Source organism: Streptomyces sp. NPDC048254 (genome assembly GCF_043201895.1).
Lineage (GTDB): Bacteria > Actinomycetota > Actinomycetes > Streptomycetales > Streptomycetaceae > Streptomyces.
In genome coordinates this window covers 153,183-171,490 of record NZ_JBICZJ010000018.1, presented here as the reverse complement: position 1 = coordinate 171,490, position 18,308 = coordinate 153,183, and the positions used below count along the sequence as shown (strand labels likewise).

Annotated in this window: 12 protein-coding genes; 1 reads left to right on the top strand and 11 read right to left on the bottom strand. The window is 71.5% G+C overall.

The window, feature by feature from the left end; all coding sequences use genetic code 11:
• Window positions 1-121 precede the first annotated feature (121 nt).
• The 5 genes from ACGFZQ_RS38980 to ACGFZQ_RS38960 form a co-directional block, all read right to left on the bottom strand.
• Window positions 122-2,236, bottom strand: coding sequence for a hypothetical protein (locus ACGFZQ_RS38980; RefSeq protein WP_393844379.1), 2,115 nt, complete (start codon window positions 2,234-2,236; stop codon window positions 122-124).
• Between the two features lie 5 nt (window positions 2,237-2,241).
• Entirely contained in the window at window positions 2,242-2,697 is a 456-nt protein-coding gene (locus ACGFZQ_RS38975; RefSeq protein ID WP_351742814.1) for a phage tail protein, read from the bottom strand.
• Between the two features lie 49 nt (window positions 2,698-2,746).
• On the bottom strand, window positions 2,747-4,333 hold the full coding sequence (locus ACGFZQ_RS38970; protein ID WP_393844378.1) for a phage tail sheath family protein: 1,587 nt from the start codon (window positions 4,331-4,333) through the stop codon (window positions 2,747-2,749).
• The gene (locus ACGFZQ_RS38965; protein ID WP_393844377.1) at window positions 4,333-5,814 is read right to left on the bottom strand and encodes a DUF4157 domain-containing protein; all 1,482 of its coding nucleotides are present in this window, start codon (window positions 5,812-5,814) and stop codon (window positions 4,333-4,335) included. Before ACGFZQ_RS38965 ends, ACGFZQ_RS38970 begins: the two co-directional genes overlap by 1 nt.
• 694 nt (window positions 5,815-6,508) lie before the next feature.
• The gene (locus ACGFZQ_RS38960) at window positions 6,509-7,126 is read right to left on the bottom strand and encodes a TetR/AcrR family transcriptional regulator (RefSeq protein WP_393844376.1); all 618 of its coding nucleotides are present in this window, start codon (window positions 7,124-7,126) and stop codon (window positions 6,509-6,511) included.
• 113 nt (window positions 7,127-7,239) lie between these two features.
• Here ACGFZQ_RS38960 and ACGFZQ_RS38955 point away from each other — a divergent pair, with 113 nt between their 5' ends.
• Complete coding sequence (locus ACGFZQ_RS38955) at window positions 7,240-8,163, top strand: alpha/beta fold hydrolase (RefSeq protein WP_393844375.1); 924 nt, start codon at window positions 7,240-7,242, stop codon at window positions 8,161-8,163.
• A gap of 121 nt (window positions 8,164-8,284) precedes the next feature.
• On the opposite strand, the gene sbnA is transcribed toward ACGFZQ_RS38955, so the two are convergent.
• The 6 genes from sbnA to ACGFZQ_RS38925 all read right to left on the bottom strand — a co-directional run bounded on the left by sbnA (window position 8,285) and on the right by ACGFZQ_RS38925 (window position 17,962).
• Window positions 8,285-9,346, bottom strand: a complete 1,062-nt coding sequence (gene sbnA / locus ACGFZQ_RS38950) for a 2,3-diaminopropionate biosynthesis protein SbnA (RefSeq protein WP_351742844.1) — start codon at window positions 9,344-9,346, stop codon at window positions 8,285-8,287.
• Window positions 9,347-9,382: 36 nt separating this feature from the next.
• Window positions 9,383-10,453, bottom strand: coding sequence for a 2,3-diaminopropionate biosynthesis protein SbnB (gene sbnB / locus ACGFZQ_RS38945; protein ID WP_393844374.1), 1,071 nt, complete (start codon window positions 10,451-10,453; stop codon window positions 9,383-9,385).
• Entirely contained in the window at window positions 10,450-11,454 is a 1,005-nt protein-coding gene (locus tag ACGFZQ_RS38940) for a TauD/TfdA family dioxygenase (RefSeq protein WP_393844373.1), read from the bottom strand. Before ACGFZQ_RS38940 ends, sbnB begins: the two co-directional genes overlap by 4 nt.
• Before the next feature lie 41 nt (window positions 11,455-11,495).
• Window positions 11,496-14,747 (bottom strand): amino acid adenylation domain-containing protein, encoded by a 3,252-nt coding sequence (locus ACGFZQ_RS38935; protein WP_393844372.1) that lies wholly within the window; start codon window positions 14,745-14,747, stop codon window positions 11,496-11,498.
• A 13-nt stretch (window positions 14,748-14,760) separates the two neighbouring features.
• Window positions 14,761-17,346 carry a Pls/PosA family non-ribosomal peptide synthetase gene (locus ACGFZQ_RS38930; protein ID WP_393844371.1) on the bottom strand — a complete coding sequence of 862 codons (2,586 nt, stop codon included), beginning with the start codon at window positions 17,344-17,346 and terminating at the stop codon, window positions 14,761-14,763.
• Window positions 17,347-17,746: 400 nt separating this feature from the next.
• The gene (locus ACGFZQ_RS38925) at window positions 17,747-17,962 is read right to left on the bottom strand and encodes a hypothetical protein (protein ID WP_351704557.1); all 216 of its coding nucleotides are present in this window, start codon (window positions 17,960-17,962) and stop codon (window positions 17,747-17,749) included.
• Window positions 17,963-18,308 lie beyond the last annotated feature (346 nt).

Sequence of the window (18,308 nt, the reverse complement as noted above, 5' to 3'; positions counted from 1 at the left end):
GCGGAAGACCGCCAGGGGCAGGTCCAGGTCGGTGAGGTCCGCCGGGGCCAGCCGGTCAAATCCAGGTCGAGGGTCACGTCGAAGCGGAACGCGGTGAAGAGCGGATCGTTGGCCGTCATCGTCAGCCCTCCCGTACGTCGAGCAGGCCCTCGCCGGAGCGGACCAGGCTGATGGTGATGAACTCGACCGGACTGGTCGGGGCGACCTGGAGTGTGATGATCACGGTGCCGTCGTCCCCCTCGGCGGTGGCCACCCGGTAGTCCTCGAACGCGCCCTGGGCGGCCAGCGCGGCGAGGACCCGCTCGAACCGCGCCCGCACCAGCTGCCGGAACCGGTCGTTGTCGGTCTCGAAGGTGTAGCGGGCGCCCGCTGCCAGCGCGGTCCTGCGCAGCAGGATCAGCAGCCGCCGTACGGAGAGCTGGAGCAGCGCGGGATCGGCGGACAGGGTGTGCGCGCTGAGCGCGGTGATGGTGCCGGGGCGCCGGCACAGCAGGTTGGCGTGCGCGTCGAACAGCTTTGCGGTCTCGGCGTCGGTCAGTGCCGGGGCGAGCTGTACGGGGCCGCGCAGCGGCAGGTTGGCCGGGGCGATCCAGGCCCCGCGGGCCCGTTCGCGGGCGCCGACCGTGCCGGCCACCATGCCGTCGGGCGGTACGGTGCGCAGCGGCGCCGTGGAGCGGGGGTCGTTCTCCAGGACCCGCAGCCACGGGTGCCAGTAGGCGGCGTAGCTCAGCGGCGATGTGCCGGAGGTGCCGGCGTCGGACAACGGCCCGCGGGTGGTGAGCCGTTGCTGCCAGCCGAGTACCAGGTCGGCGTCGTAGTGCGCCGGGACGCCGAGCAGCGCCACCAGGTCGCCGCGGGCCGCGCACATCGTCACCAGCGCGCTCTGCACGTCGATCAGCGCGGCCTCGTCGTACCCGGCCGGGTCGTCGAGGACGGGCGGGCCGGGAGCCGTGTCCGGAGCCGTGGGCGCCGGGGACCAGCCGAGGTGGGTGGCGTCGGGTACGGCCACCAGGGCGACCTCGTCGACGTCCAGCAGGGCGTGGATCCCGGTGAGCCGGGCCTGGCCGGTCAGTTGGGCCGCGTCCTCGGTCAGGGTGTAGACGGTCGCCGTGGCCAGCGCCGGGTCGGTGAAGGACCGTACGGGGAAGGTGCCGAGGTCGTCGGAGCCGGTGACGTCGGGGTCGGCGGCGTCGGTGACGGCGCCGGGCGGGCTCATGCCGACCGGCACCACGAGGCCGGTCGCCGCGGCCGACAGGGAGTCGGGGTCCGCGCGCAGCACCATCGACCGACCGCTGTCGGGCACCTGGTCGTCGGCGGGTTGCAGGACCTCCGTCCAGACCGGCCGGACCGTCGGGACCGGCCGGACCGTCGGGACCGGCCGGGCCGTCGCCGAACCGGCCGGGGACACCGGGGCGTTGAGGGCGAGGTCCGTCTGCCGGTCGAGCAACCGCGAACCGACGGACCCGAGTTGCCAGACCACCAGGACCATCCGTAGCAACTCGGCGGAGACCACCGGAAGTTCGGCGGGGAAGGCGGCCAGCGCGCCCGGGTCGGGGCGGTCCTCGGCCACCGTGTCCGACGCGGCGGCGTACGGCATCTCGATGTCCATGGCGACCGCGGCGGTGCCCGGCAGCAGGCCCCGCACCCGGGTGTACAGGGCAGGGCGGTCCGGGCCGAAGGTGAACCGCAGCAGGTCTCCCGGCTGGACCGGGACCGGGGCGTCCGTCGCGGGCAGGAACTGTCCCGGCGCCGTCGCGGTGGACCGCCGGTAGCTGCCCGCGAGGGCCAGTGGCCGGGGCAGCAACTGGGTGGCGAGCTGGATGCCCGCGGACCAGGCGCCCGGCCAGGCCGCCTCGACGACGGCCCCGGTCACGGTGCCGTCCGGCTGCCAGATCCGCAGCCCCGGCACCGTCCACCGGGCCGGGCGGGCGCCGGGACCGGCCACCCGCACCACGTGGCAGCGCCGCCCGCCGTTGTCGAAGAACGCCCTGACCGCCCCGGCCAGGCGCGCGTACACCGGCACGCCGGCGTCGGTGGCCAGCACCAGTTCGCCCCCGAAGACGGCGGCGAACTGGTTGACGTCCTCGACCGCGACCGGCAGGTCGAGCGGACCGAACGGGGCGAATCCCACGAAGGCCGCGACGTCCAGCCGTAGCGGCAGGTCGGCCGCGGGGGGTGCGGCGGCGACGTCGACGCCCGGCAGGCGTCCCGAGAACGTGAGGGTCGAGGCGGCCATGGGGGCTACTCCACGCTCATGTCTTCGACGGACAGGACGAGTTCCTCGATCGCGACCTCGGAGCCCGCCTTGGCGTTGAGCGACGGCGCGGTGTAGCGCAGCGGCCGTGCGTTCAGCAGGGTCCAGGTCATCACGGGGCCGTTGTGCGCCTCGTCCTGCAACGACACGTGCACGGTGCGCAGCGCGGACTGGTCGCCGGTGCGGATCGCGTCCACCCACTGGAACAGGTCCAGCGCGCCGATCAGCCCGCGTTTGAAGGTCACGTCGCCGATCTTGTAGACGCCGTTCACCTTGACCGGATGGTTGACCGGCGAGTTCCCGGCGCGGTAGTCCGCCGAGGTCACCTCGATGTTCATGCCGCTGACCTCCTGGAAACCGCCGCGCACCGTGCTCGCGTCGCCGGTCGCGAAGTCGACCAGGAAGTTGAAACCGCCGTAGGGGTTGTCACGTTGGGTTGCCATTGCCGCTCCTCATCGGTTGGCCGCTGTCAGCCGTAGGTGTCGCCGTCTCTCAGGCCGTCTGCGTGGCCGTCCACTGGCTGATCCGGAAGACGACGAACTCGGCGGGCTTGGCCGCCGCGACGCCGACGACGCAGATCAGCCGGCCGTTGTCGAGATCGTCGGCGGTCATCGTGGAGGCGTCGCAGCGCACGAAGTACGCCTGCTCGGGCTTGGCGCCCAGCAGGGCACCGCTCTTCCACTCGTTGAACAGGAACCCCTCGACCGTGTGCCGTACGGCGTCCCACAGGGCGGGCCCGTTGACCTCGAAGACGACCCACTGGGTGCCCTGGTCGATCGACTTCTCCAGGAAGTTGAAGTACCGGCGGATGCTGAGGTACTTCCACTCCGGGTCGTCGGAGATCGTGCGGGCGCCCCACACGAGGAACCCGGGACCGGGGAAGAAACGCAGGCAGTTGACGCCCTGCGGGTTGAGCAGTTCCTGCTGGGACTTGTTCAGCCGGGTCTCGAAGTCGAGCGCGGAGCGGACGACCTCGTTGGCCGGTGCCTTGATCATACCGCGGGCGGTGTCGCTGCGCGCCCAGATCCCGGCCATGTAGGCGGCGGGCGGGACGTCGACCCTGCTCCCGTCGAACGGGCTGCTGACGGTGATCCACGGGTAGTACAGCGCGGCGTGCGTCGAGGAGCGCTGGTTGCGGTAGTCCAGCGCCTCGTCGGGCAGGAAGCCCGGCGGCGTGTCCAGCGCGGCCACCCGGTAGACCATCCGCTCGCTGTGGTTGATCACCGCGTTGGCGATCGCCCGCGCCTTGCCCTGGGCGGCGGTCGTACGGTTCCAGCCGGTGGAGGAGCCGGGCGCGGCGACGATCGAGATGTCGTCGACCGCCTCGAAGGCCGGCAGCCCGTTGAACGGCAGCGCGGTGGGGTTGTTCTGGTAGTCGGCGAAGCCGGTCGGGTCGCCCTCGTACTCGGTGACGTCCGGGGCGTTGCCGTCCGAGCCGCCGGTGAGGGTGACCACGCGCTGCCGCGGTTGCAGCGGGGTCGTCGCCACGGGGCTGGTCTCCAGGATGCTGGCGTCGAAGAGCGCCGTGGCGATCACCCGGGGCAGGTCGTCGGGCGACACCTGGCCCAGCCCGGCCACGCCCTCCACCGCGATCGGAACACTCAGCGCGGCGCGGCGGGTGGGCGGGTTCGCCGTGAGGACGGTGGTGATACCGGTACCGACCGCCTGGGGCGGGCCGAAGGCCGGCAGGCCCTGGGCGTCGACGGTCGGGTGCTGCACCTCGACCAGTGCGGTGAGCGGGTAGACGCCACTGGCCTCGTCCAGTGGCAGGTCGAACGCGCCGCCGGTGAGGGTCCAGGCCCCGGTGGTGGTGTCCCGGCGCACGGTGAACACCCCCTTGTCGTCGGACGCGGTCCTGGTCGCCCAGACGGTGTCGAACTCCCGTACCCGGGTCAGGTCCCCGGCGGCGGTGAGCGCGTTGGTGCCCGCGCGGAGCGTGAGGGTGACGCGCAGGTTCCCGGCCTGTCCGGGGAAGCGCGCCCGCAGGCTCAGCCGGACCGCGTCGGTGTCGCGGGGCACGGAACCGACACCGTGGTCGTCCTCGGGGGCGTCCGCGTCGGTGCGGGCGAACGTGCGCATCACGTACAGGCTGCTGCCGCCCTCGTCGAAGAAGCCCTTGACGCCGAGCGCGAGGTAGTTGGGGAAGCGGCCGGCGTCCTCGAATTCGAGGTCGACCGCGTCGCCGTAGACACGGGTGAAGTCGGCGTAGGAGGTGAGCAGTTCGGGTCGGCCGCTGGTGGGGCCGGAACGGGTGGGTCCGAGCCGTCGGCCGAGGGGGAGAACCGGAACGTCGCGATGGCGACGCCGGCGCTCGTGCCCAGGGACGCGCCGATCACTCCCCCGGCGAAGGCGCCGACCTCCCGTGCGGCGACCCGGCCCCGCTGTCCCTCCGGCGCCTGGACAATGGCCCGGACCCCCAGCACCACACCCACGGCGATCATGACCGGGCCGACCACGCGGCCCACCTTGGCCAGTGTCTTGATCGTCGCCTGGGTCTCCCCCGCGCCGACCGCGATCCGCCGGGCCAGCTCGATCTCGGATTCCGGGGGAATCCTGGCGCCGCCTTCGGCCGAGGGCAGCCGGCCGCGGTACTTCTCGGCCGACTTCGCGAAGTCCTGTTTGGTGTCGACCGCTTCCGACAGGGCGCGGCCCCCCGGGCTGAGCTTCTTCTGGGTCGCGGTACGCGCACTGGCCCGCTCGGTGGAGACCTCCTTGGCGATCTTCATCGCCTTGGCCGCGTCCTTCTCCCCGGCCGCCTGCGCGATGGCCTCCACAGCCTGCTTGGACATGGCCTTGTTCTGCTCGACGTACCGCCCGCGGTGGCGGGAGTCCCACGTCGTGACAGCTCCCCCGCCCTCGGTCCGGCTCGGGGCATCCGTGGACGCGCGGTCCCTCACGAGGACACGCCAGGAGCCACCCTCGCCCTGGGCTCCGGGCCCGGGTCGGTACCGGCTCCGGTAGTTCTGCGGCGTGACGGCCGGGTCGAAGTGCCACCCGGGCGTCTCCCTGGCCTTCTTCACGAGAGTCTCGTAGCTCTCCCGGCCGGTGAAGTGCTCCTTCTTGACGAGGACGACTCGCGGGTCCGGCCGGTCGGCGGTCGGGGGGCCGCCGTTCGTCGTGTCGGCCGTCGCGTGGTCCTGCGCGTCGTCGGCCGCCGCGTGGCCCTCCGCGCTGTCGGCCGCCGCGTGGTTCCCGGCCGAACGCGCCTGCCGGTGTACGACATGCGGGTCCGCCGTGCCGGCGAGCGCCGCGCCCGAGCGGGTGCCCGCCGCGATCGCGTCCGCCACCCGCTCGGTGGGCTCGTACGGCGCGCTGAGCCTCGTCGGTGTGGCCGGTGGGCGGCTCCGCTGCTGCACGACGTGGGTCAACTCGTGTCTGAGCAGCCACTTCCCCGCGTCTGAGCCGGGCGCGTACTGGCCGCGCGCGAACGAGATGTCGTCGCCGCTGGTCCAGGCGTTCGCGTCCAGGGCACGGGCGGAGTCGTCGGCGTGCGCGTCGGTGTGCACGCGCACGCCGCCGAGGTCTGTGGCGAAGAGGGATTCCATCTCCGTACGTGTCACAGGATCGAGTGGCCGGCCCGGCCGCCGGTCCGCGGGCCGGCCGACGGCCGTGATCGGCGCGGCACCGCCCTCCGCGTCCCCGGAAGCGCCTGCGGACCGGCTCGCCTCGGAGCCGGCGAGGCTCCACAGGGGGATCCGGTTCACCCACCCGGAATCCGGCGGTCGATCCGGCAGACGGTCCGGCGCGTCCGCGGCCTGTGCCGGCCGAGTCGTGGGCGCAGGCTCGTGGGAACGTTCAGGTTTCATGGTCACCGCCCGGGTCGGTGCGTCCTCGTCTGCGAGGGGCGCGACATCCGCGCAGCGTGGCGAACCGTCCGTCACCATCACGTCACCGATACGTGCGCGGAGGGAGCCGGGCCCGTACCCGGCCGCCGAAGCGCCGGTCCGCCGAGCGGAACGGGGCGAGCCACGCGGCGGTCACGGACTCACACGGTCAGCCGGCAGACCGCGTGATGCCGATGCCCACGGGGGTTCAGCCGGGCCGAGCACCTCACGAGGCCCGGTCAGAGCGGGACGGGTCGTCCGTCCGAGCACCGGCACCGGCCCACCGCCCTGCCCGCGCAGAGGAGTTCAGGGCCAGGCGGGCTACCTTCTCGCCATGGTCCCGCCGGGTGTCCGATCGGTCGTCGGCGCAGGTCGGCGTCGGCGCCCGCGGGTACGTGCGTACTTCCCCGCGCGGTAAGGCGGCTGTCCTTCAGCCGACCGCCTCACCGGTGCGGAAGAGCCGGTTCAGATGGTGGTCCAGGACCGCTGCGGCGGACTCCGGGCTGCGCTGGCCGACCAGAACGCCGGTGCCGAGTCCCGCGGACATGGCGAGCAGGCCGGCTGCCTCCAACTGTGGATCCACGCCCGGCTCGAGCAGCGCCGCGTCCTGTGCCTGCCGGAGGAGTTCGGCGAGGGCTGCCTCTGCGGCATCAGGGTTCTTGATGAAGGGCTGGGCTGCGAGAGCCCGGTCGCTCACGGCCAGAACGGCGTACGAAGTGTAGATGTAGTGGAAGGTGCGGCTCTCGTCGTCCGTCGGCAGCGCCGCCGTCAGCAGCGCCTCGACCATCGCCCGCGGCCCCGACCCGTCCCCGGCGGCTCGTACACGGGCGGAGACCCGCTCCCCGAATCCCTTCGCCAGATACTCAAGCCCGAAGAGCAGCAACTTCTCCTTGGTCTGGAAGTAGTACTGCACCAGTCGCAGTGATATGCCCGCCTCCGCTGCCACGTCGCGCATCCCCACGGCATGCAGCCCACGTCGTCCGGCGACGCGGACGAGCGCCTCCGCGATCTCGGTGCGCCGTTCCGCATGGTCCACCCGTCTGGGCATCGGCCGGTTCTCCGCTCGTCGTTCCCGCCCTGGTTCCCCCCTGCACCTTTGATGGTACAGCCGTACCAACATCATGGTACGTTCGTATCACAAAAACCGAGATCGGAGGGGCCATGCCCGAGACCGTTGCCCGACCTCAGGCCGACGTCGGCCGCTATGTGAGCGAAGCCTGGCGGGCGCGCTATTTCGCGGCCTGCGATGCGGTCTACGCGCTGGGAGCGCCTGCGCGCGCCGAACAAGACGTGGAGACGTCCTTCGGTACCACGCACGTCTATCGCTACGGCCCCGCGGACGAAGCCGCCCGGTCCCGCACCCCCGTGGTTCTGGTGCACGGGGCGGGCTCCTGCTCCGCCATGTGGTACCCGAACACCCCCGCCCTCAGCGCGGACCGCCCGGTCTACGCGATCGACACCCTGGGTGATCCGGGCCGCAGTGTGCAGGGCGAGCCGATCCACCAACCCGAACGCGCCGCCCAGTGGCTGGACGAGACCCTCGCCGGACTCGGCCTCGACCGCGTACACCTCGTGGGCACCTCGTACGGCGGATGGCTCGCCCTGAACCTGGCGCACCGCAGGCCCGGTCGCCTCGCCTCGGTCACGCTGCTCGACCCCGGCGGCCTGGAGAAGGTGGGGCTGCGCTTCTTCGTCTGGATCTTCGCCAGCCTCTTCGCGACCTTCGCGCCCAAGGCACTCCGCCCGCGGCTGGCTGCCTGGCTGGAACAGCCCGTCCTTGTCGTGCCGGAGCTGCGCACGATGATCAGAACCGCCACCCGCGCCTACCGCATACGCCGCCCCGTTCCGCTTCCCCTGTCCGAGGAGGAACTGTCCACCCTCCGGACTCCGCTCTATCTGGTGCTCGGCAGGCGAAGCCTCCTCGTGCACCCGCAGCGGCAGGCCGAGCGGGTACCGCGCCTGGTCCCCGGCGCCCGAGCCGACATCATCTCCGGCACGGGCCACGGGCCGCAGATCGACCACGCGGAGGAGATCAACCGCAGGATGCTGGACTTCATGGCCGCCGTCGGCCGACAAGGGCCCTGACGCCGGCGTGCGCGGCTCTGCTGATCGGCGTCGGCCTGCTGCTGGCGTGAGCCTCCCGGCGGGCCCTCGGACGCTGCCGGTGCGGTGGCGTCCGAGGGAACGCCCTGCCGGGTGCCCGGCGTCAGGTGCTGCGGCGGCGGGCCGGTGCACGTGACGCGGGCTTGGGTTCCCTGGGTGGGGTGTTCGTCTGTACGGCGTCGTCGGTGACGTCTGCGACGTTGGTGGCGTCGGTGCCGAGCACCTGATCGCCGTACAGGTCCTGCAGCCAGTTGGTCTGGTAGATGGTGTCGAGGTAGCGCTCGCCCAGGTCCGGTGCGATGGCCACCGTGGTGAGGTCACGGGCGTCGTGCCGGGACAGCCAGTCCGTCGCGCCGCTCACCACGGTGCCGGTGGAGCCGCCGAACAGGAAGCCGTTCCTGGCCAGGCGGTGACACATCCGGATGGTGTCCGGCTCGTCCACCCGGATCACCTCGTCGACGAGGGACTCGTCGAGCAACGGCGGCCGCATGCTCATGCCGAGGCCCGGGATCATCCGGCGGCCCGGCTCGCCGCCGAACGCCACCGAGCCGGCCGCGTCCACGGCGACGATCCGCACCGGCCGGGGCCACTCGCGGAAGTAGCGCGCACAGCCCATCAGGGTTCCGGTGGTGCCGGCCCCGACGAACAGCACATCCAGCTCCGGGAACCGGCGGGCGATCTCCGGGCCCGTCGTACGGTAGTGCGCCAGCCAGTTGCCGGCGTTGGTGTACTGGCTGAGCCAGACGTATCGGTCGTCGGAGGCGCACAGCGAGCGGACGTAGTCGATCCGCTTGCCCAGGAACCCCCCGTTGGTGTCCTGGTCGGCCACGATGTGCACCTCGCTGCCGAGCGCCTCCATGAGGAGTCTGGTCGACAGGTTGCACCGGGAGTCCGTCACACACAGAAACCGGTAGCCCTTGCTTGCGGCGATCATGCTGAGCGCGACGCCGAGGTTTCCGGAGGAGGACTCCACGAGAACGGAATCCGCTGTCAGGATTCCGTCCCGCTCGGCGCTCTCCACCATCTCGTTCGCGGCCTTCAACTTGATGGAACCGGCGAAGTTGAAGGCCTCGCACTTCAGGTAGAGCGGGTATCCGCAGATCGACTCGAGATCGACGAAGAGGTCGCCCTCGTTGAAGGCGTGGGGAGCGGATATGACGGGCACGGCGGGCCTCCTGGTGCCGGGCCGAGGACCACGGCCTCAGCCGTACCGACGCAGTTCGTGGAAGAAGTCATCGATGAGACGCAGGTCCCCCGCCCGGGACACCTCGTCGTAGACGTGCTTGCCTACGGCGAGGTCGAGGACGCCGAGTCCGAAGGGCGAGAAGATCACCGGTCGGTCGGCCGGCGGCGCGGCCCGTCCGGCCATGACGTCGCCGAGGGTTCCGTTCAGGAAGTCACGGTTGCCGCTGAGCTGTTCGGCCAGGTGGGGCGACGTGTCGGCCTTGAGGCAGTGCTCGACGTCGTCGACGAAGTTGGCCGAACCCAGCAGGATCTCCGGGGCGAGGTCGCGCAGGGAGACGTGCAGGACCAGCGGGTTGTGGGCGAACAGGGCCTGGTCGGTCACGTGCGGCCGGCCGGCGATGGTGGCGAAGACCACGAGGTCGCTGGCGCGGACCAGGTCCTCGGCGGTGTCGTGCACGGTGATGTGCGCGGTGCTGCCGGTCTCCCGCAGGTAGCCGCAGAACCCGGCGGAGCTGTCGGCGGACAGGTCGTGCACGCCGATCTCGTCGAAGTCCCAGCCCGTGCCGGCCAGGAAGGTGTGGATGTAACGGGCGATCAGACCCGTGCCGAAGAATCCGACCCGGGTGGGGCGGGTCCGGTTGCGGCTGAGCCAGTCGGCGGCCAGCGCCGCGGAGGCCGCTGTCCTGGTGGCGCTGATGATCGAGCTCTCCAGGCAGGCGAACGGGTAGCCGGTGTCGTGGTCGTTGAGGATGAGCACCGCGGACGCCCGCGGCAGCCCGGCACTCACGTTCTCCGGGAAGCTGGAGACCCACTTCAGGCCGTCCACCTGGACCGGCCCGCCGAGGGAGGCCGGCAGCGCGATGATCCGCGAGGTGGGGCGGTCGGTGAAGCGCAGGAAGTACGACGGCGGGTTGACCGAGTCTCCTGCGTCGTGCAGCCGGTAGACGGCCTCGACCAGCTCCACGAGCTGTTTCTCACGGCCGCTCAACGCCTGCTGCACCTGCTCACCGGTGATCACCGCGAAGGTCGGCACGGCGGGCCCGTCGGGCACCGCGGACCGGGTGGCGTTCGACAGGGTGTCGGTCATCGCTCGCTCGCCTCCAGGGCCGGGCAGTCGTCGGCGGGTCGCAGCGGCTCGCCCAGGCCGACCAGCACCTGGCGCTCTCCGGTGAACGCCTCTCGGCTGTGCGCGCTGCGGATGTTGTCCACGAGCAGCAGGTCACCGGCCTGCCAGGGTTCGCGCCTGGTGTGCGCCTCGTAGGTGCTGTTGACGATCCGGACGACGTCCTCGCCGATCGGGGTGCCGTCGCCGTGCCGGGTGTTGAACGGGAGCCCGTCCGGGCCGTAGACGTCGAGCAGGTACTCGCGTACCTCCGGGTCCAGCGTCCACTCGTTGAGGAAGGCGATCTGGTTGAACCAGCAGCGCCGGCCGGTGACCGGGTGCCGGACGACTGCGGGGCGGCGCTGCTCGGTGCGCAGGGTCCCGTCGGGCTGCCAGGTGCAACTGATGGCGTTCGTCCGGCAGTAGCGCTCGATCTCGGCGCGGTCGGCGGTGCCGAACGACTCCGCGAGGCTCGCCCCGATCTCGTCGTTGTAGCTGCGGGTCAGGATCCAGCCCTCCCGCTCGAACCGTTCGGTGAGCCCGGCGGGCAGCGCCCGCAGCACCTCTTCGGCGTCGGCCACCGCCGTCGCCCCGCCCTGCCGGGGCGCGGTGAGACAGGCGAACAGCAGCAGGCCTGGCACCTCCAGCTGGTAACTCAGCTCGTGGTGCATGCACATCGGCTGGTTGTCCGGCCAGGGCGTGGAGGAGTAGAGCCCCCGGCCGTGGGCCTCGCGGGGGGCGAAAGCCTCCCGCTCCGTCATGAGGTCACCGGCCAGCCGGGCGAAGACGGCACCGGCCTGGCCCGCGTCGCGCAGTCCGAGGCCGCGGACGACCAGCGCCCCGTGCTCGGTGACCTGTGCGCGCAGCGCCTCGCGGTGCTCGGCCGTCCACTTGGGGGCGTCGTCGGGGGGATCGACACACAGCAGTGCCGGTCTGTCCGGCCGCAGCTCCACGTCGAGTGGTGATGCCAGGGATGAGAACGGCATCTCGGGTTCCTTTCGGTCGACCGCCTGGGGTGTGACGGGGGTCAGGAGGAGGCGAGGGGAAGAACGGCGTTCAGGAGGGCCTGTGCCGTCTCGGCCGGACGGGTGCGCAGGAAGTGGTGGCCCCCGTCGGCGAGTTCGTGGAGGTCGACGTGGTCGACCAGGAGCAGCCAGTCCCGGTGGCGCTGGGCGTGGCCGGCGGTGTGCGGGTCGTCGGCGGCGACGACCACCGAGACCGGCGCGGTGAGTTTCACCGGCGGCGGGGATTCCAGGACCTGATGGAAGTAGCGGTGCGCGGAGACGCAGTCGTACCGGTAGGCGGCGGCGATGTGTTCGGCGTGCGGCGCGTCGAGTTCGACGAGTTCCGCGTAGCCGCCGTCCGCGGTCAGCCGCTCGGCGATCTCGGCGTCGCTGCTGCCGGTCAGTTCGACGATGGCGGTGAACCGGTCGGCGGCGGTGCCGAGCAGTTGGGCGGCGAGGAAGACCCGGGCCACGTGCACGCCCCGCTGCTGGAGCCTTCGGGCGGTCTCGACGGCCGCCGCGGTGCCCGAGGAGTGGCCCCACAGCACGACCCGGGTCAGGCCGCGGGCCGTGATCTCGGCGACCGTCCGCTCGGCCACCTGCTCGATGGACGCGAACGGCTCGGGGGGTGCGGCCAGGTTGTGGCCGGGCAGGTCCACGGCGAGGACCGGCAGGCCGCTGCCCGCCAGCGCGCTCGCCATCGGCTGGTAGTTGACGGCGTTGCCGCCCGCGTAGGGGAAGCAGACCAGGGCGCATTCGGAGGCTCGGCTCCCGCCCGAAAGGGGCAGCAGGAGCTCCGGGCGCTGCCGGGCCGTGCCGTCGAGGAGGGCGGCCAGGTCGGCCAGGACCGGGTGCCGGGTGATGTCCTTCAGGGACACCGCACGGTCGAGGGCGAGGCTGAGTTTGACCGCGGTGAGGGAGGTGCCGCCGGCGTCGAAGAAGTGGTCCGTGCGGCCGATCCGCCGCTCGGGCACCCCCAGCAGTTCGGCCCAGGCCGCGGCCAGCCGCCGTTCGGTCGGGCTGAGCGGGGCGGCGTCGTCCGCGGTCTCCCTGTCCGGTGCCGACTGCTCGGCCAGGGCGGTCAGGGCCTTTCGGTCGATCTTGCCGTTGGCGGTCAGCGGCAGGCTGTCCTGCCAGTGGAAGGCGGACGGCACCATGTAGCCGGGCAGGGCCGCGCCCAGTGCCTTGCGCAGGGTCTCCGGTTCCTGCTCATCGCCGGAGTAGAAGGCGATCAACTGCTTGCCGCCGCCGGTCCGTTCGGCGACGACCACCGCGCCGTCCCGTACCCCGTCCACCCGTAGCAGGGAGTTCTCGATCTCGCCGATCTCGATCCGGAAGCCGCGGATCTTGACCTGGTTGTCCCGGCGGCCGAGGAACTCCAGCTTGCCGCCGGGGTGCCAGCGGCCCCAGTCCCCGCCCAGGTAGAGCCGTTCACCGGGCCGGTACGGGTCCGTCCGGTACGCCTCCCGGGTGCGTTCGGGATCGTTGACGTACCCACGGCCCACGCAGACTCCGGAGAAGGCGATCAGTCCGGGGGCGCCCAGCGGTACCAACGACAGGTGCTCGTCGACGACATGGACGCGGACGTTGTTGACGGGCCGCCCCAGCAGCACCCGTTCGGGTACCTCCCGGAGGACCTCGTGGTTGGTGTCGTCCGAAGTCTCCGTCAGCCCGTAGGCGTTGAGGAGCTCGATGCCCGGCTGGACCGCGAACCAGCGCTGGACCAGCTCCCGTTTGAGTGCCTCGCCGGTCACCGACACACAGCGCAGGTCCGGGAGCATCCGCGGGTGCCGCTCCAGATAGGAGACGACGACCTCCAGATAGGACGGCACGAGCTGCGCCACGGCGACCCGGCCGCGTTCCAGGGTGCCGACGAACCGCTCCACGTCGGTGATCACGTCCTGCTCGACGAGCAGGGTACGGCCGCCCACCAGCAGCGGGGCCATGAGCTGCCACAGGGAGATGTCGAAGCACTGCGGGGCGGTCTGCGCGACCACCGATCCCTCGCCGATCGCCAGGTCGTCGATCTTGGCGTGGAGGTGGTTGAGCAGGCCCGCGTGTTCGCACATCGCGCCCTTGGGCTCACCGGTGGAGCCGGACGTGAAGTAGATGTAGGCGAGCTGACCGGGGCCGACCCGGATGCCGGGGTCGTCGTCGGCGTGCGATTCGGCGTACGCCGTCTCCACCAGGAGCTTCTCGACGCCTTCCAGGGTGGCCAGCGCCTCGTCCAGGGTGTGGGTGCTGCCGGATTCGGTCAGGACCAACCGGCATTCCGCCCGGGACAGCGTCGCCGCGATCCGGCCGGCCGGGAAGTGCGGTTCGATCGGCAGATAGGCGCCGCCCGCCTTGAACACCGCCAGCACGGCCGCCAGCCAGTCGAGGTTGCGCTCGGTGACGACGGCGACGACGTCCTCCCGGCCCAGGCCCCTGGTCAGCAGGGCGCGCGCCAGCCGGTTGGCCCGCCGGTCGAGTTCGCCGTACGTCCACTGCTGCTCGCCGTGCACGGCGGCCACCGCCTGCGGATGGGTCCGGGCGCGCTGCTCGAACAGTTCGTGCGCACGCGCGTCCGGCAGCGGGCGGTCGGGCCCGGCCAGGCCTTCCAGCTGCTCGCGTTGCTCCTCGGCCGACAGCAGGCTCTGCCGGGTGTGGTCGGCGTCCGGCTCCGCGGTCATCAGCCGCAGCGCCGTCAGGTGGTAGCCGCCGATGCGGGCCGCGGCCCGGCCGTCGAGTACGTCCGTGCGGAACCGCAGGCGCAGGGTCAGCCGTCCGTCCCGGTCGGACCAGCGCACGTGCAGGACACCGTCGTCGGCATGGGTTCCGTCGGCCTCCGCCGGCCCGAAGACGGCCTCGTACGGCGGCTCCGTCAGCCCGAGTTCCCGCCGCAGCTCGGCCACCGGGAAATCGCGGCGGGCCAGCACCTCCGCCTCGGCGTCGCGAGCGGCCGTGAGCAGGGCCGGCCAGGGCCCGGCGGGGACGGACGTCCGGCACGGCAGCGGCTCGCCGTCCGCATCGGTGGCGTACCCCGTGACCACCTCCGGCTCGCCGGAGAGCGCGGCCAGCACCTTGAGGTGCGCGGCCAGCATCAACGCGCCGACCGGCAGGCGCCGTTGCCCGGCCAGGTCCCGCATCGCCTGCGCCGTGTCGTCCGGCACGGGTATCTCGTGCTCGGCCGCACCCTGGACCGGTTGCGGAGCCCACCGCGGCACGGCGGTGGCACCGCCGGCGGTCAGTACCCGGCTCCAGAACTCCCGGTCCGATTCCACGCGCGTTCCCATCGAATGGCCTTCCTCAACTCACGTTCGCCGTGCTGGCGTTGGCTGCTGGCGTGGTCCCGCCGGTGACACCGGGCCGGCTGCCGCTCTCCGGCATGTCCACCGCGGGATTGCCGCCCCACTGTGCGTTCGGGGGGACTTCCTCGCCCTTCATGAGGAAGGAGTCGGGCGCCAGCACCGAGCCGTCGCCCATGGTCACGCCGTAGTGCACATGGGCGGCGATGCCGAGGGTGCAGCCGGTGCCGAGCGTGGTGACGTCGGACTTGAAGGTGCCGTCCTCCTGCGAGTGGCACTGGATCTTGCTGCCGGCGTTGAGGGTGCACTCGTCGCCGATGGTGCTGAGCGTCCGCTCGGTCATGTAGACGCCGTCGTCGAACACCCTGCGGCCGATGCGCACGCCCAGCAGCCGCCAGACCAGGGTCTTGAACGGGGTGCCGTTGAAGATGTTGAGGTAGTGGTCCGGGACCTTCCACAGCCGCTCGTGCCACCAGAAGTACGGGTCGTAGATGGAGCACAACCGGGGGCGCAGCGCCCGGAAGGATGCGATGCAGCGCTCCAACAGGACGAAGTACGCGGTGGAGAAGACCAGCGTGAAGGCCAGGTAACCGCCGATCACGACGTCTCCGACCGCGCCGTACAGGTCCACGGAGGCGAGTCCGAACAGGGTGAGCGCGAAGGTGTGCAGCCATCGCACGAGCAGCATGCCCGCCATGGAGCGGAGGTTGTAGCGGTTCTTCGCGGCGAGCCGGTGGCGCAGTATGTCGCCGGCTCTGAGGTGGTCGAACCGGGTGTCGCGGTCCACCGTGCGGGGGATCTCGAAGCACGGTGAGCCGAGGAGGCCCACGCCTTGCCGGATCTCGCCGTCGAGGGGAACCATCACCTTCGTCGCCAGCAGGCAGTTTTCGCCCGTCCTGCCGCCCGCCGGATAGGCGATGTTGTTGCCCAGGAAGTTGTGCGGCCCGATCGCCACCCTGGACAACCGGAAGGAGGTGCTGGAGAAGTCCGCGTTGAGGACGGACAGGCCGTCGGCGACCATCGTTCCGCTGCCGACGGTGACCAGCAGGGGCGACTCGTGCTGCACTTCGGTGCCGAAGTTCGAGCCGGTCTGTTCGACGCGTGACAGGTCGTATCCGATGCCGCGGAGGTAGTGGACGATGTACGAGCTGTCGCCGAAGAGCCAGGCGAAGAACTTGATGTTCGTCATCCGGGCCGTGGTGCGTTGCAGCACGTAGTGGAATCCGTAGAGCGGATAGACCTTGTCGGGTCTGAGGACCAGACCCACCAGACGCGGAACGGTGCACAGGACCAGCAGTCCCAGGACGACGAACCCGAAGAACAGGACGAGGGAGAGCACGAGCGCGTCGGGGAGCAGTTCCGAGGGTTTGAGAGCGGCCGACTGCGGGTCGAGCCGCTTGCCGATCGTCGGTACCTCGGTGAAGAGCATGTACGCACCGCCGACGAACAGCGGGATGTACAGGAGGAACAGCTGCGTCAGGGTGCCGAGGCCGAACCAGGCCCGGCGCAGGGTGCCGCAGCGGGCGGGGGCGACCCTGGCGTAGTCGACCCGGGTGGGTTCCGCCGGGGATCCGTGCCAGCGCTCGCCGTCCGGGACCGCCTGGCCGCGGTACAGGGCGGACGAGTGGCCGAGCTGCGCGCCGTCGCCCATGGAGGTGTCGATGTCCAGGACGGTCTTCTCGCCGACGAAGACGCCGTCGCCGAGGGTGATCCGGCCGGTCTGGATGTGTCCCGCGCTGGCCCGGTAGCAGAGGAGGAAGGCGTCCTTGCGGATCACCGTGTCCGCGCCGATCGTCAGGAGGTCGGTGCAGACCGGGACGGTGCGGGAGAGGATCGTGACCCCCTTGCCGATCCGTGCGCCGAGGGCCCGCAGGTACAGCACGTACAGCGGGGTCCCGGCGAGGAAGACCATCGGATTGGCGTGGATCAGCACCTTGACGAGCCAGAAGCGCAGGTACGCCAGGCCCCAGACGGGGAACTCACCGGGCCGCCAGCGGCCGACGAGCAGCCATTTGGCGACGATCGGGAAGGCGCACAGCGCCACGAACGCGATGCCTCCGAACAGCACCGACCGCAGATAGATGCCGGCCAGGCCCGAACCGGCGGCGATCCACTCGTAACCCGCGGCGGTGACGAATCCGGAGACCAGCGAGTAGCCCAGGAAGACCAGCAGCTGGACGGTTCCGCAGAGCAGGTGGGTGCGCCGTTTCCCGCGCGTCTCCGGGGCCGGTGGCGGCAGGGGCGCGGCCGGCGACGGGGCGTCCGCCGGACCGGCGGGGGCGGGCGTGGCATCCCCGAGCGCCGTGGCCAGACTCTGGATCGTGGGGTGCCGGTAGATGTCCTTCATGGACGGCGAGGGCAGATCCGCCGTCTTGCGTATTCGTGCGCAGAACTGGGCCATGACCAGGGAGTTGGCGCCGAGGTCGGTGAAGAAGTGGCCGTCGACCGGAACGCTCTCGGCGCCCAGGAGGTCGGCCAGTGCCCGTGCGAGCCGCCGCTCGGTCTCCGCCCCCCTGCGGCCGGTGTCGCTCAACGCGACGACGGATTCATCCGGCTCCGAAACGACCTCGGAGGACTGTTCCACCATGCGATCTCCTGGAGAACGTGGATGTTCCTGATCACGAACCGGCGGATTCAGTTTGTCCAGAGAGATCTATGTCTGCCACTTTTGCCATTGATTTAACTGTTCGGAAAGAATGATTCGCCAGGCCGTATCCCCCGGGATTCAGGCCGGGACGGGTACCGCACGGTTCACCCACATGGCGGTCCCCCAAGCGGCGGCGCGCACCCCTCGGGCCGGGACCGCGTCGGGGAAACGGGCACCACGGCACCACGGCACCACGGCGGCACGGCGGCACGGCGGCACGGCGGCAGGGCGGCAGGGCGGCCGATCCACTCGCACGGCCACGTCGGCGCACCGGGCCGCGGCTCCGCGCAGGCCACTCAGCCGCAACAGGCCACTTCCCGGCAGCAGGCCGCGCCCCGGATCAGCCGGCGGCCGTCCAGGCCTTCGGCCCGATGCCGCGCCACTCGATCAGGTCCGGGTCGTCGACCGTCGTATTGGCCTCGGGCAGCCCGGCCCGGCGCAGGAACTCGACGACGTCGAGCAGGTGATACGCGGTGCCGACATACTCTCCGCGGATGGTCACCCGCCTGCCGCCGTCGGGGCCCGGCGGCTGCACCACCACAGGCGCGTCTTTCATGATTGCCGAATGCCCCGTACCGGGCCGGGTCATGCGGGCGCGGCACATGCGTGTCCACATCGTTTCGACATCATTCCGGCCGGTCGCGACGGTTGACGCGCCCGGGCCCGGCCCCCGTGCCGGTCCTCCGGGCGGCGCACCACCGGCGTGTGGGCGGGCGGGCCGGAAATCGGCGAATGGCCGAGATTCCCCGGGAGGCGGAGGGGCGGGAGGGGCGTTCGGTGCGTCCGGTACACGCCAATAACCACCGCCCGGAGGGTGCGGGCGGTGCTCGGTGCCGGGCCCGGCGGCCACTCCGGCGCGCGCCGCTCACGTGCCCGTTTGACCAATCGAACGCCTTCACGCG

Bases quoted from the DNA above. Each gene is read 5' to 3' on its own strand.
- ACGFZQ_RS38930 (WP_393844371.1), bottom strand. From the start codon at position 17,346: ATGGTGGAACAGTCCTCCGAGGTCGTTTCGGAGCCGGATGAATCCGTC.
- ACGFZQ_RS38940 (WP_393844373.1), bottom strand. From the start codon at position 11,454: ATGCCGTTCTCATCCCTGGCATCACCACTCGACGTGGAGCTGCGGCCG.
- ACGFZQ_RS38925 (WP_351704557.1), bottom strand. From the start codon at position 17,962: ATGAAAGACGCGCCTGTGGTGGTGCAGCCGCCGGGCCCCGACGGCGGC.
- ACGFZQ_RS38960 (WP_393844376.1), bottom strand. From the start codon at position 7,126: ATGCCCAGACGGGTGGACCATGCGGAACGGCGCACCGAGATCGCGGAG.
- ACGFZQ_RS38980 (WP_393844379.1), bottom strand. From the start codon at position 2,236: ATGGCCGCCTCGACCCTCACGTTCTCGGGACGCCTGCCGGGCGTCGAC.
- sbnB (WP_393844374.1), bottom strand. From the start codon at position 10,453: ATGACCGACACCCTGTCGAACGCCACCCGGTCCGCGGTGCCCGACGGG.
- ACGFZQ_RS38970 (WP_393844378.1), bottom strand. From the start codon at position 4,333: ATGCGCACGTTCGCCCGCACCGACGCGGACGCCCCCGAGGACGACCAC.
- ACGFZQ_RS38975 (WP_351742814.1), bottom strand. From the start codon at position 2,697: ATGGCAACCCAACGTGACAACCCCTACGGCGGTTTCAACTTCCTGGTC.
- ACGFZQ_RS38935 (WP_393844372.1), bottom strand. From the start codon at position 14,747: ATGGGAACGCGCGTGGAATCGGACCGGGAGTTCTGGAGCCGGGTACTG.
- ACGFZQ_RS38955 (WP_393844375.1), top strand. From the start codon at position 7,240: ATGCCCGAGACCGTTGCCCGACCTCAGGCCGACGTCGGCCGCTATGTG.